The organism is Chryseobacterium sp. VD8 (assembly GCF_037149975.1).
Taxonomy (GTDB): Bacteria; Bacteroidota; Bacteroidia; order Flavobacteriales; family Weeksellaceae; genus Chryseobacterium; species Chryseobacterium indicum.
This window is the reverse complement of the sequence record NZ_JBBCQL010000052.1, coordinates 1-23,578: the sequence shown is the minus strand read 5'-3', so window position 1 is coordinate 23,578 and position 23,578 is coordinate 1. Positions and strand designations below refer to the sequence as shown.

Annotated in this window: 18 protein-coding genes; 14 read left to right on the top strand and 4 right to left on the bottom strand. The window is 37.8% G+C overall.

Annotated elements, in window-relative coordinates:
* The 14 genes from WFK35_RS08275 to WFK35_RS08210 form a co-directional block, all read left to right on the top strand.
* The coding region (locus tag WFK35_RS08275) for a SusC/RagA family TonB-linked outer membrane protein (RefSeq protein ID WP_336732246.1) at positions 1-2,516 on the top strand (2,516 nt) is incomplete at its 5' end.
* A 10-nt stretch (positions 2,517-2,526) separates the two neighbouring features.
* Positions 2,527-4,359 carry a RagB/SusD family nutrient uptake outer membrane protein gene (locus tag WFK35_RS08270; protein WP_336689890.1) on the top strand — a complete coding sequence of 611 codons (1,833 nt, stop codon included), beginning with the start codon at positions 2,527-2,529 and terminating at the stop codon, positions 4,357-4,359.
* Positions 4,360-4,438: 79 nt separating this feature from the next.
* Positions 4,439-5,461, top strand: a complete 1,023-nt coding sequence (locus tag WFK35_RS08265; protein ID WP_336732244.1) for a pectinesterase family protein — start codon at positions 4,439-4,441, stop codon at positions 5,459-5,461.
* A gap of 28 nt (positions 5,462-5,489) precedes the next feature.
* Complete coding sequence (locus WFK35_RS08260; protein ID WP_336732242.1) at positions 5,490-6,899, top strand: pectate lyase family protein; 1,410 nt, start codon at positions 5,490-5,492, stop codon at positions 6,897-6,899.
* A 53-nt stretch (positions 6,900-6,952) separates the two neighbouring features.
* On the top strand, positions 6,953-7,948 hold the full coding sequence (locus tag WFK35_RS08255) for a DUF4861 family protein (RefSeq protein WP_336732240.1): 996 nt from the start codon (positions 6,953-6,955) through the stop codon (positions 7,946-7,948).
* An 11-nt stretch (positions 7,949-7,959) separates the two neighbouring features.
* Positions 7,960-9,219 carry a glycoside hydrolase family 88/105 protein gene (locus WFK35_RS08250; RefSeq protein WP_336732237.1) on the top strand — a complete coding sequence of 420 codons (1,260 nt, stop codon included), beginning with the start codon at positions 7,960-7,962 and terminating at the stop codon, positions 9,217-9,219.
* A 240-nt stretch (positions 9,220-9,459) separates the two neighbouring features.
* Entirely contained in the window at positions 9,460-11,103 is a 1,644-nt protein-coding gene (locus tag WFK35_RS08245) for a glycoside hydrolase family 43 protein (protein ID WP_336732235.1), read from the top strand.
* Positions 11,104-11,269: 166 nt separating this feature from the next.
* Positions 11,270-12,103: a rhamnogalacturonan acetylesterase gene (locus WFK35_RS08240; RefSeq protein ID WP_336732233.1), complete on the top strand. Its 834-nt coding sequence runs from the start codon at positions 11,270-11,272 to the stop codon at positions 12,101-12,103.
* 4 nt (positions 12,104-12,107) lie between these two features.
* Entirely contained in the window at positions 12,108-13,772 is a 1,665-nt protein-coding gene (locus WFK35_RS08235) for a glycoside hydrolase family 28 protein (RefSeq protein ID WP_336732231.1), read from the top strand.
* 146 nt (positions 13,773-13,918) lie between these two features.
* A complete protein-coding gene (locus WFK35_RS08230) occupies positions 13,919-14,827 on the top strand; it encodes an alpha/beta hydrolase (protein WP_336732229.1) in 909 nt (302 codons plus the stop codon).
* A 179-nt stretch (positions 14,828-15,006) separates the two neighbouring features.
* Entirely contained in the window at positions 15,007-15,978 is a 972-nt protein-coding gene (locus WFK35_RS08225) for a pectinesterase family protein (RefSeq protein WP_336732227.1), read from the top strand.
* A gap of 266 nt (positions 15,979-16,244) precedes the next feature.
* Positions 16,245-16,982 (top strand): rhamnogalacturonan acetylesterase, encoded by a 738-nt coding sequence (locus tag WFK35_RS08220; RefSeq protein WP_336732225.1) that lies wholly within the window; start codon positions 16,245-16,247, stop codon positions 16,980-16,982.
* Between the two features lie 165 nt (positions 16,983-17,147).
* Positions 17,148-17,501, top strand: coding sequence for a cupin domain-containing protein (locus WFK35_RS08215; RefSeq protein ID WP_336732224.1), 354 nt, complete (start codon positions 17,148-17,150; stop codon positions 17,499-17,501).
* 589 nt (positions 17,502-18,090) lie between these two features.
* A complete protein-coding gene (locus WFK35_RS08210; RefSeq protein WP_336732223.1) occupies positions 18,091-19,209 on the top strand; it encodes a pectate lyase family protein in 1,119 nt (372 codons plus the stop codon).
* 126 nt (positions 19,210-19,335) lie between these two features.
* On the opposite strand, the gene pelA is transcribed toward WFK35_RS08210, so the two are convergent.
* From pelA to WFK35_RS08190, 4 genes are all read right to left on the bottom strand, one after another.
* Positions 19,336-20,361 (bottom strand): pectate lyase, encoded by a 1,026-nt coding sequence (gene pelA / locus WFK35_RS08205; protein WP_336732221.1) that lies wholly within the window; start codon positions 20,359-20,361, stop codon positions 19,336-19,338.
* Positions 20,362-20,372: 11 nt separating this feature from the next.
* Positions 20,373-20,528, bottom strand: coding sequence for a DUF4861 family protein (locus WFK35_RS08200; RefSeq protein ID WP_336732219.1), 156 nt, complete (start codon positions 20,526-20,528; stop codon positions 20,373-20,375).
* Between the two features lie 43 nt (positions 20,529-20,571).
* Complete coding sequence (locus WFK35_RS08195) at positions 20,572-21,558, bottom strand: DUF4861 family protein (protein ID WP_336732217.1); 987 nt, start codon at positions 21,556-21,558, stop codon at positions 20,572-20,574.
* A gap of 920 nt (positions 21,559-22,478) precedes the next feature.
* The coding region (locus WFK35_RS08190; RefSeq protein ID WP_336732215.1) for a triple tyrosine motif-containing protein at positions 22,479-23,578 on the bottom strand (1,100 nt) is incomplete at its 5' end.

Below are 23,578 nucleotides of genomic sequence, written 5' to 3'. Positions count from 1 at the left end.
AGAGAGCAAAAACATCAATTAATTACAACGGATTTTTAGGGGTCAGAAAAATTCAGAATACAATTGATGTTCTGGATCCTTATCAGTACGTCCTGTATCAGTATGAAGTGTATAATAAAGGCGGTGTACAGACCGATATTGATGCTTTTAAAACAAGATACGGAACTTTTGCCGATCTGGAAAAATACAAATCTGTAAAAAAGAGAGACTGGCAGGATGAAGTTTTCGGAAGAGAAGCATTCAATTTTACGCATAATCTTTCCGTAACGGGAGGCTCAGACAATTCTTCTTTCTCATTATCCTTAAATAATGTACAGGAAGACGGAATTATGATCGGTTCCGGATTTAAAAGGAATATGGCAAACTTTAAGTATGATTATGATGTTTCCAAAGCAATCAGCATCACATTAAATGCCAGATACAGCCGACAGATGATCTACGGAGCGGGAACTTCTTCCACCGGTTCGCAGAGTACCAACAGATTGAGAAATGCCGTAAGATATCAGCCGTTTGAAGGTGGTTCCAATGTAAATGTAGATGAATTCGATCCTTTATTTGCCAACGAAACCAATCTTGTGAATCCTATTCTTTTAGCCAATAATGAAGTAAAGGACAACGGAAGAAACGACCTTCTTTTAAACGGGATCATCGAATACAGAATCAACAAAGATTTCACTTTCAGAAGTGTAATCGGATATGTACAGAGAGACGAAATGGTGAATCAGTTTTCCGGACCGGTTACAACGCTGGCAAGGCAAAACAACGATCAGCCTGTTGTTTTCATGAGCAAGGCGCAATCCAGAAGAATCACAAATACCAATACATTAAATTTCAGAAAAACTTTCGGAAATCATAAACTGGATTTACTGGCGGGACAGGAAACTGTGAAAACAGATGCAGAATCTTTAACGATGAACATCAAATGGTTCCCGAAATCCATCAGCGCACAAGAGGCATTTGCCAATATTCAGGCAGCTTCTCCTCCATCGGGACAGGTTCAGGACATCCCGAAAACAAACGTTTTACCGGATCGTCTGGTTTCATTTTTTGCAAGAGCCAACTATATTTTTAACAACAAATATATCTTTACTGCTTCCATGAGAGCGGATGGTTCCAGTGTATTCGGACCGGGAAACCGATGGGGCTATTTTCCGGCTGCTTCGGTTGCATGGAAAGTAAGTGAAGAAAATTTCCTGAAAGACAGTAAAGTTGTGAGCGAATTAAAACTTCGTGCAGGATACGGTTTATCCGGAAACAACAGAATACCTGCATTTTTATACAGTACGTTTTTCACCACATCATCAGATTACGGATATGCATTCGGAAACAATGTAACACCGGGGGCTACAACAGGAGCAATTATGTCTAACCTTAATGTAAAATGGGAATCGGCGGCTTCTAAAAATATCGGGGTAGATTTTGGATTATTCAACAGCAGAGTTTACGGAACGGTAGATGTTTACCAGACCGATACAAAAAATCTTTTGCTGCTTGCTAAAATTCCTCAGACTTCAGGGTATGAATATCAGTATCAAAACTCGGGAAGCACATCCAATAAAGGAATTGAATTTTCTGTAGGAGCTTCGATCATCAACAAAGAAAATTTTAACTGGAAAATAGACGCGAATATCTCTGCCAACAAAAATGTGATTAAAAGTTTAGGAAACAGTGCTTCTGCAAGTGCGAATTCTTACTTATATCCTTCCGGATGGCAAAATAACCTGAATGATTTCCTTGTACAGGTCGGAAAACCGGTAGGAACATATTGGGGCTATATTACCGCAGGAAGATATGAAATAAGTGATTTCGATTATAATCCTACCACTCAGGTTTATACTTTAAAAGCCGGAATTCCAAGTTCTGCAGCAGCAGCAAACGGAGCGAAAGCTGTACAGCCGGGAGATCTTAAACTTCAGGATCTTAATGGTGACGGTATTATCGATAATAAGGATATGACGGATCTTGGAAATGCACAGCCTAAATTTTACGGAGGTTTCAACCAGACCTTCCGCTACAAAAACTGGGACATGAGTTTAATGTTCAACTTTTCTGTAGGAAATAAAGTATATAACGCGAACAAAATAGAATATTCTACACAGTATCTTTACCGGGACAACAATATGCTGGCTGAAGTTGCCAACCGATGGAGATGGTTTGATGATGCCGGAAATAAAGTAAATGATCCAACCGCTCTTGCTGCTTTAAATGCTAATACAACAGGATTTACACCGCCTGCCGGAGCTTACTTCCTTCATTCTTACGCTATTGAAGACGGTTCTTTCCTGAGACTGAACAACGTTACAATAGGATATTCTTTAGGAAAAGATTTCACCAAACAATTGGGATTATCCAATTTCAGATTGTATTTTACGATGAACAATCTGTTCACGATTACAGGGTATTCCGGATATGATCCTGAAGCCAATACGAGAAGAAATCCGTTAACACCGGGGGTAGATTATGCAGCGTATCCGCGAAGCAGATTTATTTTATCAGGAGTTGATATCACTTTTTAAACCTAATATTATGAAGAAAAATAAATTTTTAGCCATTCTTTTTTCTGTCATCGGAATATTTTCTCTGAATTCTCTTAATTCCTGCGAAGAATATTTAGATGTAGAAAGCTTATCCAATACTTCAGAAAAACAGCAGTTTGATTCCGCAGCAGATACCTTCTCTGCTTTAGTCGGAGTCTACAACGCAACCATGGGAGACAATACCTACGGACAGAGAATGAACCTGATTCTTTCGCAATCTGGAGACGATATGAGAACTTCGGGAGATTATAACGCAAACGACCGAAGAGGGGTAAGCTGTTTCGGAGCGATTCCAACAAATACTGAGCTTTTAAGACCGTTTTTAGATACTTATGCAGGAATTGAAAGAGCCAATCTGGTGATTAAAAACATTCCGCTTTCTCCGGTGTATCAGACGGGGTCAGCAGCAGATAAAAAATTAATGGACAGATATCTGGGAGAGGCTTTAACGTTAAGAGCACACTTCTATCATGATCTGATCAAAAACTGGGGCGACGTTCCTTTTCAGGATGTTCCTTCTGCTGATCTTCCGAGCGTGTATCTTCCAAAAACAGACAGAGATGTTATTTATGATAAAATTCTGGACGATCTTTTAAAAGCGGAAAGTTTAGTTCCGTGGAGATCCGAAGGCGGAACTACCGCTCAGAGAATTTCGAAAGCAGCGGTAAAAGGATTAAGAGCAAGAATCGCATTGGCAAGAGCCGGATATTCATTAAGAAGAAGCCCGCAACAGATGATGCAGGGCTCCAATCCTCAGAAATATTATCAGATTGCCTATGACGAATGCAAAGATATCATCAATTCCGGACAGCATCAGTTGAACCCGAGTTATGAAGGATTATTCAGATCACTGCATACCAACAGCGCAGATACATCCAACGAAATAATTTATGCTATCGGGGCTTTTGGAGGAAACTCCAGAACAGACAGTAAAATCGGATATTACAACGGTTTAAGACATGATGATACCGACTGGAAATCTTCCGGAGGAATCAGCGCAATTCCTGTTTATTTCTACGAATTTACAAAGTATGACCTGAGAAGAGATGTAAATATTGCCATCTTCAGGGTAAATACTTCAAAGCAGGAAGAACTTCAGACTTCCATCAACTGGAACGACGGAAAATTCAGAAAATCGTGGACTTCCATCACCGGAACTTCACAAAACCTTGGAATCGACTGGCCTTTGCTGAGATATGCAGATATTCTGTTAATGTTTGCCGAAGCCGATAATGAGCTTAATAACGGTCCATCTGCACAGGCAATCAATGCAGTTCTTTCGGTAAGACAGAGAGCCTATGCAGGAAATTTAAGTCAGGTGGGAACCATTCCGACCGACAAAACAGGATTCTTTAATTATATCGTTAAAGAAAGACAACTTGAATTCGGAGGTGAAGGTCTCAGAAAATACGATCTGATCCGCTGGAATCTTTTAGAAACGAAAATCAACGAAACAAGAGCCAAGCTTACCCAGTTTATGAACGGTACAGGAGCTTATGCCAACGTTCCTGAGTATATTTTCTACAAAAAAGTAGCCTATACTCCTACAAAAACAGCACAGCAAAACGTAACTGACATCGATTTCTACACTGCAGCCGGAGTTGCCAAAGCAGACATTTTCTACAGCCCGAACCAAAGTGTTGCAACGCCTTCCGGATACACAAAAGTAAACTGGAGACTGGCGATGACGCAGCCTTACATCAGTGGAGATCCTGTGAAAAGTTATGCGTATTATTTCCAGGCCAACAGAAAGGAATTGCTGCCGATTGCTTTAGACGTAATCAACTCCAATTATAATCTTACACAGGATTATGGGTATTAGAAAATAGTTCACATTCATATCAGAAAAATACAGGCTTCATCTCCAAAGTGGAGTCTGTATTTTAATCAAAAAAATTTCAATGAAAGCTTCCTTTTTTCTTAAAAATTTAAATTCTTTTTTTGCTTTTCTGATCGTATTGCTCAGTTTTCTTTCTTTTAAAGCCAATGATAAAACCATCGTGGTTTCAAAAGACGGAAAAGGAAATTTCTCCACCATTCAGCAAGCCATCAATGCAGCAGAAAACGGATCTTCCGTAAGAACGAGAATTGTAGTAAAAGAAGGAATTTACAAAGAAAAAATTACCATTCCGGAAACAAAAGGCGCTATTTTGCTTGAAGGTGAAAATCCTGAAAAAACCATAATCACCTACGACGATTTTGCATCAAAAAAGAATCCGGAAGGAAAAGAATTCGGAACTACAGGTTCTTCAACGGTTTTTATTTATTCAAATGATTTTACGGCAAAAAATATTTCATTCGAAAACAGTTCAGGAAAAGTAGGACAGGCAGTTGCTGTTTTAACGACGGGCGACCGAATTGCTTTTGAAAACTGCAGATTCTCAGGAAATCAGGACACCTTGTATTTAAAAGGTGTTCAGGATTCATCAGACAAGACAAAACCCTCCAGAAATTACTTTAAAAACTGCTACATCGAAGGAACAACCGACTATATTTTCGGAGCCGGAACCGCTGTTTTTGAGGACTGCATCATTTATTCCAAAGAATCGGCAAGCTACACTACCGCGGCTTCTACTCCAAAGGAAAACGAATTCGGATTTGTTTTTATCAATTCGAAAATAACAGGAAATGCAAAGGAAAATTCAGTCTATTTAGGAAGACCGTGGAGACCTTTTGCCAAGACCGTTTACCTCAATTGTGAGATGAATTCCACCATCCAACCGGAAGGATGGCACAACTGGAACAAGTCTGATGCAGAACAGACCACATTTTATGCAGAATTTAACTCAAAAGGAAATGGTTCAGATCGCTCGAAAAGAGTATCATGGTCGCATCAGCTAACCAAAACCGAAGCCAAAAAATATACAAGAGAACAGGTCTTAAAAGGAAAAGACAACTGGAATCCGCTAATAAATCTTAAATAAATATTGTAACCGCCACAATTTTTCAGCAATGAAAAAACACATCACAAAACTTTTTATCGCAGGAATCTTCAGCATTGCAACCAATGCCGAAGCGCAGAATATTCTCAGCTTTCCCGGCGCAGGAGGTTTTGGAAGATACACAACAGGCGGTCGCGGCGGAAAAGTCTATTTCGTCACCAAACTTACAGATGACGGTTCAGAAGGCACGTTAAGATATGCTTTAAACCAGAAAGGAGCAAGATACATTGTCTTTAAAACAGGCGGAACCATATATCTGGATTCTCCGTTAAAAATAAAAGAAGGTAATGTTACCATTGCCGGACAAACTGCTCCCGGAGACGGAATTACGGTTGCCAATTATGAAACCTTCGTTGCGGCAGATAACGTGGTGATCCGTTACATCCGTTTCAGAATGGGCGATCAGAAAAAGTTTGAAGGCGATGCTTTCGGAGCGAGATTTATTAAAAATCTTATCGTCGATCACTGTTCAATGAGCTGGTCTACAGATGAAACCGTTTCTGTATATGCCAATGAAAATACAACCGTACAGTGGTGCATCATTGCGGAAAGTTTAAGAAATTCCGTTCATCAGAAAGGAGCTCACGGATATGGCGGAATTGCGGGCGGAAAATACGCAAGTTTTCATCATAATCTGTACGCGCATCACGACAGCAGAAATCCCAGACTGGGAGAATATGCGGGAAGTAAATTTGCATTGACGGATCTTACCGATTTCAGGAATAATGTGATCTACAACTGGGGACACAACAGCATTTATGGCGGTGAAGGGATGAATGTTAACATCATCAATAATTACTATAAACCCGGACCTGCAACCCTCAGCAGACAACGGATTGTTGCTATTGATAAAAATGAAAAACCTGAAGCCGAAGTGTATAACATCTGGGGAAAATACTACATCAGCGGAAATGTAATTGAAGGAAATCCTGAAGTTTCAAAAGACAACTGGACTCAGGGGGTTTTTGCACAGATGAAGCCGTCTTACCATCTTACGGATCAGGATAAAAACGAAATAAAAATCAATCAGCCTCACGACATTCAGAATACGATAAAAACACATTCTGCAAAAGAAGCTTACGAAAAAATAGTACAGATCGCAGGAGCTGCTTTAGTAAGAGACACTGTTGATGTACACATTCTAAAAGACGTAAAAAACGGAAGTTTTACCTACGAAAGTTCAGAAGGAAGTACAAACGGAATTATAGATTCTCAGGAAGATGCCGGCGGATTTCCTGATTTGAAACCGGGAACTGCGCTACCCGATTCTGACCATGACGGAATGCCCGACGATTGGGAAATTAAAAACAAACTGAATCCTGAAGTTCCCAATGCCAACGGAAAAGATCTGGATAAAAACTATGACAATATTGAAGTTTACTTTAATGATCTCGTGAAAAACATAACCGGACAACAATAAAAGCAAATAACCATGAAAACTTTTATTGAAAACAGTGATCTAATAAAATGTATATGAAATTGAATGTATTTAAAATAATAGCTGCAGCAGTATTGGTGTCCTCAAATTTTCAGGCTCAGACTTCTGTTATTCAAAAGATCAGAAGCAATCCTAAAGCACCGTTCTCTTATGCAGAACTTGCAGTGAAAGAAGGCGGAAAATGGGAAGGCGACAAATACATCGGCGGAACTTTCAAAAACGTTCAGGAACTCACCATTCCGGAATCGCATACCGATCATTCCACCTACATCAGATACGAAGGCATCGGTCTGGAAAACAACCAGATCGGATACCGCTTATATCTCGACTGGAGAAATGCAACAGATATTTTTGGTAAAAAAGTAAACACTCTGGTTTTACCGGAAGTCGGACAGGACGGTTTTGAATCGTATCATCACGACGCAGCTTGGGGACAGGATATTCTGAAATCCGGACGTACCATCGGAATTGGTTCCTACGGAAGATATGATGAGCAGAATGATTTTGTTGAAACATTTAAAATCGTAAAAAGCACCGTCGCGAAAGTGGTGAATGAAAAAGAACAGTCTTACGCAACCATCGAATACAAAGGCTGGAAAACATGGGGCGATGCCATCGATTTAACTTCAAAACTTACCATTTTTAATAAAGACCGTTTTGTAAAAGTGGATTTAAATCTCAGTAATTCTATTTCAGGTTTATGCACCGGAATTGTTGCCATAAAAAACATTCCGTTAAAACAGGGAATCAGCAAAAATAAAAAATGGGCTTACATCGCAACTTACGGTAACCAGACCGAAACTAAAAAAGACGACAATCTCGGAATGGCAGTCTTCTACCCTCTTGAAAGTTTTGATAAATATATAAAGACAAAATCTACGCATACTGTAGTTTTCAGGAAAACAAAGAACGTTTCCTATTACTTTTTAGGAGCATGGTCTCTGGAACCGAACGGCTTAACGATAGAAGAAGCTTTTTATCAGGATTTAGATCAAAAACTGGAAATTTTAGATAAAAATAATCAACTTTAACGTTTACAATCATGAATTTCATTAATCAGCATATCAAACTATTCACACTGGTCGCTTTAAGTTCGGGAATTTTTTCTACCTGTGCGCAGACAAAAACTCCGGTTAACGCTTCAATTCAGAAACAATCTTCAAATTCCGGAAAAATAGTTCCCCTCAATCTGAAATGGTCCGAAAGAATGATGCTGTCCGAAATGCACCGTTTTCCTGAGGCATGGATGCTGGATTTCAGCAAAACTCCGAAATGGACATATCCTACTGCCATTGTTCTTGATGGGGCAGAAAAATTATATGCCAAAACAGGTAAAAAAGAATACTACAACTACATCAGCCAATTTGGCGAAAAACTTATTCAGGAAGACGGAACCATCATTACCTATGAGCTTGATAAGTATAATATTGATATGCTGAACAGCGGAAACGTTCTCCTCTATCTTTACGAAAAAGAAAAAAAAGAAAAATACCTGAAAGCACTTCAGACGCTTCGTCTTCAGATAGACGGACAGCCAAGAACGAAAGAAGGTTCTTTCTGGCACAAAAAAATCTATCCTTATCAGGTATGGCTGGATGGTTTATACATGGGAATGCCTTTCTACACACATTATACACACGACTTCGTGAAAGGAGCCGACGCTTCAAAAGCCTATGATGACATCCTTTTACAGTTCGATTCTGTTCAGGAGCATCTTCTCGATAAAAAAACAGGTCTTCTCTATCATGCATGGGACGAAAGCAAAAAAGAAGCTTGGGCAGACAAAGAAACCGGACTGTCGCAGAATTTCTGGGGAAGAGCAATGGGATGGTACGGAATGGCAATGGTAGATGTTCTGGATTATCTGCCAAAAGATCATCCCGGAAGACCCAAATTAATTTCTTACATCAAATCCTACACCGATGCCATCATTAAAGTTCAGGATAAAAACAACGGATTGTGGTATCAGGTTTTGAATAAAGCAGGAGAAAAAGGAAATTACACCGAAGCAACTGCCTCATCCATGTTTGTTTACACCATCATCAAATCTGTGAACAACGGTTATTTGCCGAAATCCTATAAAACGTATGCTAAAAAAGGCTACGACGGAATCATTAAAAATTTAATCACTGTTGATGAAAACGGAGTGGTAAATTTAAATAAATGCTGTGCTGTTGCAGGTTTGGGCGGAAAACCTTATCGCGACGGTTCTTACGAATATTACATTAATGAAGAAATCCGTTCCAATGATGCCAAGGGAACAGGGCCATTCATTCTGGCAAGTCTGGAATTTGAAAAATAACACGTAAAACCATTGAGATGAGGTTAAGAAGAATTTTAAAGTATAGCTAATCTTAACTACACTAAACTCCTTAATAAATCTTAATGGTTAAGAAATTTTCAACAACTATCATTTGCTGAGTAAATAGTTTATGCTGAGCTTGTTAAAGTACCATTGCGACTGGAAAATGTACAGTAAGCAATTAAAAAAAATCTTTCCGCTTATGGCGTTAAAATTCAAACCAGATTAAAAATCTGATGTATGAAAACAAAAAACATTTTAAATATACTTTCAATAGCTATTTTTTCTATTGCATCAAATTATTTGAGCGCACAGGAAAAAAACTACGTTTCCGAAGTATGGACCGCCGATCAGGGAAAAAACTATAGAAATCCCGTTCTGTATGCAGACTATTCCGATCCGGATGTGATTCGTGTGGGAGATGATTATTATATGACGGCTTCAAGTTTCAATGAAACTCCCGGTTTGCCGATTCTTCATTCAAAAGATATGGTGAACTGGAAACTGGTGAATTATGCCATTCAGGATATTTTGCCGAAAGAACATTTTTCAACCCCGAAAAGAGGCGACGGAGTCTGGGCTCCGAGCATAAGATTTCACAATGGCGAATTTTATATTTACTGGGGCGATCCCGATTTCGGAATCTATATGGTGAAAACCAAAGATCCGCTGGGAAAATGGGACGAACCCGTTTTGGTAATGGAAGGAAAAGGACTGATAGATTCCTGTCCGTTCTGGGATGAAGATGGAAACGCTTATCTGGTTCACGGCTGGGCGGGAAGCCGTGCCGGAGTAAAAAGTATTTTAACATTAAATAAAATGAATCCGGAAGGGACAAAAGTGCTGGATAAAGGCGTTCACGTTTTCGACGGTCACGATGCTCATCCCACCGTTGAAGGTCCCAAAATGTATAAAAGAAACGGCTATTACTATATTTTTGCTCCGGCGGGCGGCGTTGCCACAGGTTGGCAATTGGTTCTGAGATCAAAAAATATATACGGACCTTACGAAGAAAAAATTGTGCTGGAACAGGGTTCCACGAAAATAAACGGACCGCATCAGGGAGCGTGGGTAGATACACCTTCCGGAGAAGACTGGTTTTATCACTTTCAGGATGTGGATGCGGGAGGAAGAATTGTTCACCTGCAACCTGTGAAGTGGGAAAAAGACTGGCCTTTCATTGGAATTGACCATAACAAAAACGGAATCGGCGAACCTGTTTTAACGTATAAAAAACCAAACGTAGGACAATACTATCCTATCGTTACCCCGCCCGAAACCGATGAATTTGATGGTGAAAGATTAGGATTACAATGGCAGTGGAGTGCAAATGAAAATATCGTATGGTCTTCCAAGCTTCCCGGACAGAAGTTTTTAAGATTATTCTCCCTGAAAGTTCCCGAAAGCGAAAACAACCTTTGGAATGTCCCGAATCTGTTAACTCAGAAATTTCCGGCTCCCAATTTCGCAGCTTCCACAAAAGTTAAATTAACACCCGAAGATGCCAAAGAAGGAAAAACTGCAGGACTTTTGGTGATGGGACTGGATCATCAGTCCATCGTGATTACCGATAAACCGGATGGATTTTATGTACAGTTAAGAAGAGCCGAAAAAGCAGATAAAGGCGGCGAAGAAAAGATTTTATTTGAAACAAAATTAAAAAGCAACGAAGTCTATCTGAAAGTAACTGTAAACGAACCGAATGGTTTATGTCAGTTCAGCTACAGCGAGAGCGGAAAAAATTTCATCAAAGCAGGTGATCTTTTTCAGGCAAAACCCGGAAAATGGATCGGAGCCAAAGTTGGGCTGTACAGCATCAGTACATCAAAGGCACCTCGAAGCGGATATGCCGATTTTGACTGGTTCAGAATCACCAAGAATTAATAATATTCCTCAGATTTTCAGGAGAATTAATGTGAATAAATTTTCATTTGATTTAAAAAATCTGCACCATCTGCAAGATCTGCGAGTGATAAAATAATAATCAGATTCTTCAATACATTTCATTTCGTTCAGAATGACAGTGTATATAAAAATTTAGTTAGAATCAATGAATAGGAAAATTTACAATATAGTTTCATTTTTAATCGTCGTTTTGCTGTTGTCGGGATGCAAATCTCAGAACACTACAGCAGCAAAACACGTTAAAAAGATTACCCATATTTATCTCATCGGAGATTCCACCATGGCAGATTACACCGGAAACTACGAACCCGGAAAAGATTATATGAAAGTAAGATATCCCATTACAGGATGGGGACAGGTTTTTCAGCCATTTTTTGCGAAAGACAGTTTGGCTTCTTTAAAACCTGCCATTTCAACGGACTCTGTGGAGATTATTGACAAAGCGCATGGTGGAAGAAGTACACGAACGTTTTTTCAGGAAGGAAGATGGAGAGAGGTGTACGAACATTTGCAGCCGGGTGATTATGTCATCATGCAGTTTGGACATAACGACAGTTCTGAAAAACATCCGGAACGGTACGTAAACATTCAGGGATACAAAGAATTTTTAAGACTATTTGTAACGCAGACGAAGCAGAAAGGAGCAAATCCTGTTATTTTAACTCCTGTTGCCAGAAATTACCCATGGAAAGACGGAAAACTGGAAAATGTACACGGCGAATACGGCAAAGCTCCCATTGAAATTGCTAAAGAAATGAACGTTCCGTATATTGATCTGAATACATTATCTATGGAATATTTTACAGGAAAAGGACAGGATTTTACCACAACTCATTACTTTATGAATCTTCCGGAAAATGTATACGAAGCCTATCCCAAAGGTCAGAAAGACAACACACATTTTCAGCCCGAAGGAGCAAAAGTAGTAGCATCCATTGTTTATCAGGAATTTAAAAAAATAATTAAAACTCAAAAATAATAAAATGAAGAAGACTTGTAAAGTGATCGGTTTAGCAGCAATGCTATTTTCAGGGCAAATCTATGCTCAGAATTCTGATATTTATAAAAATATTGAGTTTAAAATGCCGCAGGTTGCAGAAACTTCTTTTGCAGCCAACACCGTTTCCATTACACAATACGGCGGAATTGCGGGCGGAAATGTAAAAAATACAGAAGCTTTTAAAAAAGCAATCGAAGATCTGAGCAAAAAAGGAGGCGGAAAATTAGTCGTTCCCCGCGGAATGTGGCTTACAGGTCCTATCGTCTTGAAAAGCAATATCAATCTTCACGTAGAGGAAGGTGCGATGATTATCTTCAGTAAAGATAAAAATGATTATCCGTTGGTAGATGTAAGTTTCGAAGGATTGAATACAACGCGTTGCCAGTCTCCGATTTCGGCAAAAAATGCAACAAATATTGCCATCACAGGAAAAGGAGTGATTGACGGAAGCGGTGATGCGTGGAGAGCCATCAAAAAAAGCAAAGTGTCTGAATCTGAATGGAAAGAAATTGTAAAATCTGGCGGAATTGTATCTTCGGACGGAAAAAACTGGTATCCTTCCGAAAGCTATAAAAAAGGACTGGAAAGCAGTTCAAACTTCAATGTTCCGGATAAGATTTCCAAAGAAGAACTGATTACGGTGAAAGATTTTCTCCGTCCGGTAATGGTAAGTCTGGTGGAATGCGACAAAGTTTTGCTGGACGGACCTACATTCCAGAATTCTCCGGCATGGAATCTTCATCCTTTGATGTGTTCCAATGTCATTTTAAGGAATCTTACCATCCGAAACCCATGGTTTTCTCAAAATGGAGACGGTCTGGATCTCGAATCCTGCAAAAATGTTCTGATCTACGACAATACGTTTGATGTGGGAGATGATGCCATCTGTATAAAATCCGGAAAAGACAAAGACGGAAGAAAAAGAGGAATGCCGACTGAAAATGTTATCATTAAAAACAATATTGTGTACCACGGTCACGGAGGCTTCGTCATCGGCAGTGAAATGTCGGGCGGAGCAAGAAATATCCACGTTTCAGACTGTACTTTCATCGGAACAGATATCGGGCTCCGTTTCAAAACTACGCGCGGAAGAGGAGGAATTGTGGAAAATATTTACATAAAAAATATTGATATGATTAATATTCCGACTCAGGTAATTGGCTTCAATATGTTCTATGAAGGTGCCTCTCCGGTTCTGGAAGACGGGCAGAAGCAGGAAGGCAACAAAGCTCCGGAAAAAGTATATCCCGTAACGGAAGAAACACCGGTTTTCAGAAATATTTTCTTTAAAAACATTACAGCAGCCAATTCCGATGAAGCGATTACTTTATTCGGTTTAGCTGAAATGAATCTTAAAAATATTGTGATTGAAGATTCGCAGTTTGATACCCGAAAAGCTTTAACCATAGTAGATGCAGACGGAATTCAATTAAAAAATGTAAAGCTGAAATATTCCGAAGGAACGGGAGCAACGATCTACAACAGCAAAAACATCAATCTTTCAACCGTGAAGTTTGATTCGGCAAATAAACCTGTTGTAAAAGTTTTAGGAAATAAAACAGGGGCTGTCTTATTACCGAAAGAAATTATATCTGATAAAAACTCGCTTTCTATCGGAACGGATGTATCGAAAAATGCAGTTAAATAGTGTATCAATAATTTAAACCATTAAGATCAATTAAGCTGTTAAGACAGGTAAGATCGCTTTATTTTAAAATAAAATCATACTGATTTTCTTAATAAAACTTAACCTCTTCAATCTCCTTAATGGTTTAAAATTCAAAATTTGACAACATGATGTTTAACCGAAAACATACTTATATTTCTATTTTTTTTGTGGGGACAATGGCATTCGGACAGATAAATCGACCGAATGCTACTCCCTATACCAACGAAGGAACATTCGAAAAATTCAAAAAAAAATACCCGTTTGTAACTCCGATTGACCGTCCGGTTCCTCAAAACATCAGAATAGATAAAGACGCAGAATATAAAAACATCAACGGAATTTCTCTGAAAGCGGATGTGTATTATCCTTTAGATCAGAACAAAAAATATCCCGGAATTGCGATGGTTCATGGTGGCGGATGGATTTCAGGAAGTAAGGAAAACGAAAAATTCATGGCGATGGAACTCGCTTCAAAAGGTTATGTGGTGATTGCCATCGGTTATCGTCTCGCTGATGTTGCGAAATTTCCTGCCGGAGTGGAAGACATCGAAACCGGAATTCAATGGCTGAAGAAAAACAGTAAAAAATATTCTTTAGACCGAAATAAAATAGCGGTTCTGGGAGAATCTGCCGGAGCGCAGATCGCCACTTTGGTAGGTGTAAAATCAAAAAATAAAATTCAGGCAATTGTAAATTTAGACGGCATTGTTTCTTTTATTCATCCCGAAGCGGAAGAAAGCACTTACGCCTCGTATTGGCTGAACGGAGACAGAGAAAGCAATTTAAAAAACTGGACAGCCGCTTCTCCCTTAGAATTTGTGGATAAAAATACCTCTCCTACTCTTTTCATCAACAGTTCGCAGCCACGATTTCATGCAGGAAGAGACGATATGATGAAAAAACTGAAGAGTTATAATATTCCGACAGAGTTTCATGAGATTAAAGATACACCGCATTCCTTTTGGTCAGCAGAACCATGGTTTACGGAAACACTGAATATGACTGTTGAGTTTTTAAATAAAGTTTTGAAATAATTTTAACGCAAAGGAATTAATTTAATTAAAAAAATATTTTAGTGAGCAAAGACGAATCAACAAGTTGATTTTATGAAGCTATCGTCATGGCTTCGCGAAGCAAATTTTATTTGCCTTTGCTATCTAAAAATCAGGTAATATAAAACAAATCTTTGCGTCAGAAAATAATAAATCAGTTTATGAAAAAATTATTTTTAATCTTTCTTATTTCGATGGCAAATTTTCTGTTTGCAGGAAATGATCAGTATATCAAAATTACCGTTGCAAAAGACGGAAGCGGAGATTTCACCTCGATTCAGAAAGCTATTAATTCCATTCGAGATTTAGGACCGGAAGAAGCTTTGATCTTGATAAAATCCGGAACGTACCATGAAAAAGTGGTGATTCCTTCTTCAAAACATAAAATTACGCTGGAAGGGGAAAATAAAGACAACACGATAATTACCAACAATGATTTTTCAGGAAAACCGGATTCTTTCAATGAAAAGATAACCACATTTAATTCTTACACATTATTGGTGATGGGAGATGATATAAAAATCAGCAATATAACGGTTCAGAATACTTCCTGCAATGAAGGACAGGCGGTTTCCCTTCATGTGGAAGGTGACCGTTTTATCATTAAAAATTCAATTATTTCAGGTTGTCAGGACACCGTTTATTCTGCAACCAATCACAGCAGACAATATTTTGAAAACTGCTTTATTGAAGGAACGACTGATTTTATTTTCGGACAGGCAACCGTTGTTTTTAAGAACTGTACGATTAAAAGTTTAGCAGATTCGTTCATCACGGCAGCCGCAACGGAAGCAGACAGAAAGTATGGTTTTGTATTCTTCGACTGTACTTTAACTGCGAAAGAAGGCATTACCAAAGTGTATTTAGGCAGACCTTGGAGACCTTACGCGAAAACAGTTTTCATCAATACAGAAATGGGAAAACATATCCTTCCTGAAGGCTGGAATCCGTGGAAAGGCGATAAAATGTTTCCTGATAAAGAAAAAACAGCCTATTACGCGGAATTCGGGAGTATAGGAGAAGGAGGAAATACTTCGAAACGCGTAAACTGGTCGCATCAGCTCACAAAAAAAAATCTGAAAAATTATACGCCGGAAAAAATTTTTGATGGCTGGAATCCTCAACATAAGTAATGAGTAATTAATAATGAGTAATGATTACCATTCGCTAAATCGACACAGGAAAATGGAGCGTTAAGAAAATTAATTCTGTGAACGTTAAGAAAATTCTATTGTTTGAGCGCGACTAAAATACTGAATAAAAAGACAAACATCAAATTCGCGCGAGTTTTAGGATTTTTAGTGAACAGAAATAATTTTTAGCGGAAGTTTCCAAGTCTTGAACTTTTGATTCTTTTGTTTCCAAGACAAAAGAATATAAATTAAAAAATTTATTTAAAATGAAGAAAATACTTTTAATTTTTAGCATAGCAATTTCAACTTTAATTATGGCTCAGCAAAAGCCAACCCTTTTCTTAATTGGAGATTCTACCATGGCTAATAAAGAAAATCCGGACAAAAATCCGGAACACGGATGGGGACAGATCTTACCTCAGTTTTTAACTAGCGGAATTGAAATTCAGAATCATGCGGTGAACGGAAGAAGTTCCAAAAGTTTCAGAACGGAAGGACGATGGGATCAGGTGGAAAAACAATTGAAAAAAGGAGATTTCGTCATTATACAGTTTGGTCATAACGATCAGAAAATCAAAGACTCTACAAAGTTTACCAATCCTTACACACAATACAGAGCGAATCTTGAACGATATGTGAATGAAGCCAGAGCTAAAGGAGCGATTCCTGTTCTGATGACTTCCATTGTAAGAAGAAACTTCAACGAAAACGGAGTTTTGATTGATACGCATAAGGAATATCCTCTGGTTGTAAGAATGGTCGCCAATGATCTGAAAGTTCCTTTTGTGGATATGCAGTTGTTAACTGAACAGATGGAAATTTCTTACGGCCCCGAAAATTCAAAAAAACTTCATCTGTATTACAAAGAAGGCGAAGATCCGTATTATCCCAAAGGAAAAGAAGACGACACGCATTTGTCCAGATTGGGAGCAGAAACGGTTGCAAAATTAGCCGCGAAAAGTTTAAAGGCTTTGAATATAGGGTTGGAAAAGTATATTAAATAATAGAGATCCCGCTGGTTATGCAGACTAAAATTATTTTAAAGATCTGCTCAATCAGCAAAATCTGCGCGAAAACAATATAAAATCAATCAATACATTAGATTTCTCCATCTTCGAAATGACAGGTTTGATGTAATAATAGTTTAATAAAAATTGAAAAGTAATAATATGAAATTCAAAAAAGAACCTTTCTTCGATGGAAATTCTGAATGGGAAGATTTGGGAGACGGCGTTTCCAGACAGTTCATCGGATATAATTCCCAGGTCATGATGGTGATTGTACAATTTGAAAAGGATGCTGTTGGTGCTTTGCATCAGCATTTTCACTCTCAGATCACATATGTTGCGGAAGGACAATTTGAAGTTACGGTTGATGGTAAAATGAAAATTTTACAGAAAGGTGACGGATTTTTTGCGCAACCCAATATTTTTCATGGGGTGAAATGTCTCGAAGCAGGAAAACTGATTGATGCGTTTGCTCCTTTCAGAGAAGATTTTATTAAAGATAAGTTTCCGGGCTAAATTCAAGTTCGGGATTTAATTTTCATTTTAAATACAACAATCTGTTTTTCAGACAAATAAAACATTTACCAAACAGCTAATATTTTTTTCCTGAAGATATTCCGGTTCATCAGATTTGATCTGTAATACCGGATCATCTTTGGGATTTTTATTTATCATTTAACTTCAGTTCGGGATAAGAAATAAATTTAAATAATTGATTTATAGAATTATATTAATTTATCGCAAAGAAAAACAAAAGATTTTTTTTACTTATTGAAAGTTGGTAAGCTAAACAAAGGCACTTCGTTTATTTAAAAAAGACAAAAATGGTATTACTTTAATAAGTTTTACGCCTTTGTATATCTTAAAAGCGGAATTCTTGATAATTGAATCTCTTTGTTTAACCTTGCATTTAAGAAGACTTATCCCGAACTCAGGTTATTTAAAAAGCAAATAAATTTTATACATTAAATAAAATGCAACCGATTAACCAAATCAAATAATCAATATTATAATTATATAAATATATATATGTTAAAATATAAATTATTTAATTGAAGGATTTGTAATTTTGAATCCTAATCATAATTAAAAACAATTACTTACTATGAAACAAACATTTAAAGCTGCTTTTGCTACGGCAGCTCTCTGTTCGGTTTTTGCCTTAACCGGATGCGGACAGGAAGAAATTAAATCCGATTTGTCCGAAAACAAAAGTGACCTGAACATGAGAAGTGAACTGGTTGCGAGTGCGGTAATTCCGTTAGCCGATTGTTCTGCTCCGGGATGGGCTTCACAAAACGGCGGAACTACAGGAGGCGGAACTGCCGCTGAAACTACCGTTACCAACTACGCCCAGTTAAAAGCTGCCATAGAAAATTCTGCGGTAAAAGTGATTAAAGTAACCGGAACCATTACTGTTTCAGCACGCTTATCGTTTCAGGATCAGACGGGAAAAACAATCTACGGAACGAGTGGTGCAAAATTAGTTTCAACCGATCAGACGAAAGATGGTTCAGGAATCATCAACATCAAAAGATGCAATAATATCATCATCAGAAACCTGATCTTTGAAGGTCCGGGAGCTTATGATACAGATGGCTGGGACAATGCTATTCTGGACGACTGCCGAAATGTATGGATCGATCACTGTGAATTCAGAGACGGAGTAGACGGAAATTTTGATATTAAAAATAAATCTGACTTTGTTACTGTATCTTACACCAAATTTAATTATCTGAAAGCGCCAAAACCGGGAGGACCCGGCGGAACAGATGACCACAGATTTTCTAATCTCATTGGATCAAGCGATGGTGCTACTACGGATGCCGGCAAACTGAATGTAACTTTTGTTCGTTGCTGGTGGGCTCCGGGATGCAGAGAGCGTATGCCAAGAGTGCGTTACGGTAAAATCCACATCCTCAACAGCTATTTCAACAGTGCTGTAAGCAACAAATGTATCGCAGCAGGAGTTCAGGCAAATATACGCGTTGACGGAAATGTATTTGAAAATGTAAATGAGCCTATTAGCCTGATGAGCGGATTGACTGCAGTAACAGTTACTTCCAATAATACTTTTACCAACGTTACGGGTAATACATCAGGAAGCGGAACTGCTTTCACGCCTCCATATACCATTAATACACTTTCTCTTTCTTCAGTAAAATCTAATGTTACGACGAATGCGGGAGCAACATTATCAGGGAATATCTGTAATTCTTTCTAAAGCAATTTTTTAATACTATTCATACTTTAAGCGGCTGTCCCGATCGGGACAGCCGCTTTTTTCTGCAGAACTTGGATTCTGATCTTTTTTACTGAACTTATCTAACTTTCCATGATCCGCAATTAACTATAAATCAGAAATATTGTTTTTTTCCAGCCATTTCGGATATTCTCTGGCAAGGAGTTTTTCGGCATAATCTCCGTACCAGCTGTAGCCGTTTCTCCGTTCTTCGGAAACTTCGTTATAATTATATTTTACGCTTCCGTCGCGGTCTCCGAAAAGAGGTTTATTGTTATTAATATCATAAAATCTTGCCCAGATCACAGAATTTTTTTCTTCTGTTAAAGTACGTACTGTTTTTCCGTTTACTTTGGCAACGTCGTAGCTGTAGCCTTCAATTTTATTTTGTCTGAACCATTTTATGGCAGATTTTACAGATTTTTCGATTTCCGGAGTTACAGGCTGCATCATTAAAAACCTTACGATTCCCACAGATTCTGCGGTAGCTAAAGAAACAGGTTCAAAAGCTCTCGCTTTATCCGGCTGTAACGTTTCTTCGTTGTACTGATCGCCCCAGATGGCAGGACTATTTTTCTGCAGTACCTGCGTTTTTAAAATACATTCTATTCCTTTCTGAACTGCGGTTTTTGATTTTTCTTTCAGCTTTGGATCCACTACATCAAATCCGTTTTTTCCTTCGGCAACATTATACAGAACGGTTAAAGCATTAATCATGGCGTTGTCATTATACGTAATCTGCTTTCTGTACAATCCTTTATTGGGATAATACTGCGGAAAACCTCCGTTGTTTTTATACTGCATCAATAAAAGATAGCTGATTCCTTTTTCTGCTGATTTTAAATATTCCGGATTTTTGGTAGCAGTATATGCTTTGATGAGTGCATTAATCTCCCTTGAAGTCGCATTATTGTCAATGGTTGCATGATCGTCTCCTGTTGCTTTTATCTTTCTTAAAAGTTCCTTGCTGAAAGGCAGATTGTAATTGACGACAGATTTATCTTCGAGCTGTTTTCCCCAGCCTCCGATTGGAAGCTGATAGATAAGCATTTTTTCAGCTAGAGTATCTTTTGTCTGGGCAGAAAGATTTACAGCAGCCCAGCTTAAAGCCAGTATGTACAGTTTTGTTTTCATCCTTAATAATGTTATTTAATAGTTATCTGCAAAGGATTTGCAATGATCTGCGTCTGCTTTTTCAACAGATTCTCCCAGTCTTTTTGATTCTGAATTTCTCCGCTTTTCTGCCATGCGAATCCTGCATAATAGGTAAGTTTCTTCTGAGGTTTTGTGATGACCAGCAAATTGCTCTGATCTGGAGTTTCAGATTTAAAAGCCAGCGATTTTTCAATTATTTTGGGGGGTTACCACAATTCCCTCTCCTACAAAGGCATCATCAATTTTTTCCCAATGAAAATAATAGCCTTCTTTGTCGTTAAGTTTTGTTTCTCCTTCGTTTTTATGGAGGGTAATTCCGATCGTGTAATTCGGAACCTTTTTTTCAGCTTCAAAAGTAGATTCGAATTTTGAAAAGTTTGAACCTAAATCTAAAGAAATTCTTTTGGTTTCTTTTACTCCAAAATCACTCCATGAATTGTATGTAAGTTCAAAAACTGTTCTTAAAGGTCCTTCAGCGATGGTTTTAGAGGTAACAAAATTCTGCGAAACCTGTAGTTTTCCGTCTTTCCAGATCCCGATTCCTCCGGTTCCGCGGCTGTCTCCTACGTGATAGGGATCGTAACCTTCTCCTCTGGAATCTCTGTGGTAATACATAGGATCGGTTAAATAGCCTTTGTACCATTTATTGATAACCGGCTGTTCGGTTCTTTTCAGCCAGATATCCACTCCGCTGGAAAGGGTACTTCCTTTTACTCCTGCCAAAGCTTCTTTCTGTCCTTTCGGACCGTACATTCTGAAAGCAATTTTTTCATTTTCCCAGGCATAATCGTCTACTCTTTCCGGAACCAGTCTGGAATAAGTGGTTACTTTACTTTCGGGAACCGGAGATTTTCCATCGGCTATCATGGTATAATTCTCAGAAGATTTTCCCTGAATGTGCGCCATGAAAAGCAACTCATCATTGTTGCCATCTCCATCGTTATCGATCCATTGAATGGTTATTAATTGTCCTTTACTATTTTTTAACCTTACATCTGCTTCTTTATTTTTATCCAAAAATGATTTTAGTCTGGAAACAGGAACTGAAACCACCTCATTTCGTTCAAAACTGAGATTATTTTTTACCAGAACGGAAGTCTGAGCCTTTATTAAAGGCAAACTAATGCAACCGATTGCACAAATGAAGCCAAAAACAGACTTTATAACTGTAACCATATTTTGTATTGCTGAATTAATCTTTCAAAAGTAAAAATAATTTTTGTTCACCGGGAGAAAATTCTAATGATTTAACAAAAAATTGTGACATTTAATCCGATATTCTTTTTTAAAATAAAAATACTTGCTGATAAAAGTTTCTGTATGGTTTCATCAATGAAAGCTTATTAACAAGTCATAAAGTTGTTTAAGGTGAAATGCTAAAAATTCTATGGAGTTTTATCTGTGTAGAATCAGACTAGGCTTACGTTCGGTGTTGCGTAGGAACGCTATCTTTAGAAAATTCAATCCTGCGGATTGATTGATAGATTTATTCTTATTTTCTACACAGATTCTGCTCCTAAAGGAGCAAAGATCTTTACTTTAAACAACTTACATAATTAATTCAACAAAATAAAAAGCGTCCACATTTCTGCAGACGCTCCAAACTCAATCTTCTTCATAATACATCGATCACTACTTTAACTCCTCCACATACATTTTTATTGTGTTTTAACCCTCTTTTTTTCTAAAAAAATCCCGCAGACTGACAATCTATTTTTTATCTAATTAAATTGATTAAAATCTCAGATCATTGTTTTATAAGCCTTAATTAAATACTGATCTGCTTCATCTGCGGGAAAAACCTGAACAAATTCTTAAAAAACCACAATCACATGAACTTGTTGGTTACCTCATTTAATTTTACAGTATATCCGAAGTACTTTTTAATCATCTCTATTTATATAGATGCAGAAAAATGGAAAAGCGTTGGAAAAATTTTTAAAAAAAGTATTAATTTTTACAAAAAAGACCATAAACCGCTGATTATAAGCCTGATAAAATTTCAATAATTATTACAAGAAAAAAGCTTCTGAATGATATTCAGAAGAAAAATTTAATCATGGGCAGAATTTTGGTCAGCAGATTTCTTAAAAAAGCTATTCGAAATTATTAAGAAAATCGAACAGATCATCTTCCGGTTTCAGCCCGAGTTTTTTTCTCAGTCTGGATCGGCTTACATTGATACTGGAAGGCAATACCTGAAAAATATCTGCCATTTCTTTAGAATTCAGACCAATTTTAAGATACGCGCATAAACGCAGATCGTAGATGGAAAGATTCGGGAATTTCTTCCTCATTGCCTTAAAAAATTCCTGATGCAGCTCATCCATCTGGATTTCGAAGGTGTGATCGTCTGTTTCCAGATAGGTTTTCAGGGTTCTGCGGATTTCTCCGAGTCTTATTTTAGAAATATTAGGATTATTCTCTATTTCAAGTATTTTCTCGTTGATGGTGGAAAGAAGACGGTTTTTATCTTCATCCTCTTTGGCTTTGGTGGCAAGTTCTATGGTCTTGCTTTTAATTTCTTCCTTGAGGTTATTTTTCTCGTTTTCAAGCTGCTTTTGCTTTTCAAGAATCATTTCCTGCCTGTGCTTTTCTGCCTGCTCGCGGAGTGCATTCTGCTCTTTTTTCAGGAGTTCCAGTTTTTGCTTTTTGAGTTTATTTTCCTGATATTTTTTGAGGAAATAAAACAATCCCGCTATCATAAGAAGATAAGCAACACAACTATACAGGCTTCTGTACCAAGGCGGATTGATTCTAAAGGTAAATGTTTTTACTTCAGATATCTGTTTTCCGATTTTAGCTTTTACCAAAAGACTGTATGTTCCTTCTTTAAGACCAAGAAACTCTATTTTATTTTCAGAATTCCAAATAGACCAGTCTTTAGAAAATCCATCTAAAAAATATGAATATTCTACCGCATCTTCATTAGGAAGTGAAAATACAAAGCGGAGATTATTAAAGCGATAAGGAAGCATCTGCTGGTTTTCCAGATCAAAATTTCCGGTGTTGTTAAACATTTCCGCTTTTCTGAAAATAAGTCCGGAACTGAATCTTTCTTTATTCTGAAGATTCAGTTTTTCTAAAGCAAAGCCATTGTATACAGGAAAAAAATTGTAGTCTGTGGATATTTTCTGCGGAATGTAAAAACCGGGAAGTTTCCCGCTGATTACCGGAAGCTGTATTTTGTCTGAAG

Coding starts and splice junctions, on each gene's coding strand:
- WFK35_RS08215 (WP_336732224.1), top strand. CDS start 17,148: ATGAAATTCAAAAAAGAACCTTTCTTCGATGGAAATTCTGAATGGGAA.
- WFK35_RS08225 (WP_336732227.1), top strand. CDS start 15,007: ATGAAAAAATTATTTTTAATCTTTCTTATTTCGATGGCAAATTTTCTG.
- WFK35_RS08230 (WP_336732229.1), top strand. CDS start 13,919: ATGATGTTTAACCGAAAACATACTTATATTTCTATTTTTTTTGTGGGG.
- WFK35_RS08260 (WP_336732242.1), top strand. CDS start 5,490: ATGAAAAAACACATCACAAAACTTTTTATCGCAGGAATCTTCAGCATT.
- WFK35_RS08195 (WP_336732217.1), bottom strand. CDS start 21,558: ATGGTTACAGTTATAAAGTCTGTTTTTGGCTTCATTTGTGCAATCGGT.
- WFK35_RS08210 (WP_336732223.1), top strand. CDS start 18,091: ATGAAACAAACATTTAAAGCTGCTTTTGCTACGGCAGCTCTCTGTTCG.
- WFK35_RS08255 (WP_336732240.1), top strand. CDS start 6,953: ATGAAATTGAATGTATTTAAAATAATAGCTGCAGCAGTATTGGTGTCC.
- WFK35_RS08270 (WP_336689890.1), top strand. CDS start 2,527: ATGAAGAAAAATAAATTTTTAGCCATTCTTTTTTCTGTCATCGGAATA.
- WFK35_RS08235 (WP_336732231.1), top strand. CDS start 12,108: ATGAAGAAGACTTGTAAAGTGATCGGTTTAGCAGCAATGCTATTTTCA.
- WFK35_RS08220 (WP_336732225.1), top strand. CDS start 16,245: ATGAAGAAAATACTTTTAATTTTTAGCATAGCAATTTCAACTTTAATT.
- WFK35_RS08245 (WP_336732235.1), top strand. CDS start 9,460: ATGAAAACAAAAAACATTTTAAATATACTTTCAATAGCTATTTTTTCT.
- WFK35_RS08265 (WP_336732244.1), top strand. CDS start 4,439: ATGAAAGCTTCCTTTTTTCTTAAAAATTTAAATTCTTTTTTTGCTTTT.
- pelA (WP_336732221.1), bottom strand. CDS start 20,361: ATGAAAACAAAACTGTACATACTGGCTTTAAGCTGGGCTGCTGTAAAT.
- WFK35_RS08240 (WP_336732233.1), top strand. CDS start 11,270: ATGAATAGGAAAATTTACAATATAGTTTCATTTTTAATCGTCGTTTTG.
- WFK35_RS08250 (WP_336732237.1), top strand. CDS start 7,960: ATGAATTTCATTAATCAGCATATCAAACTATTCACACTGGTCGCTTTA.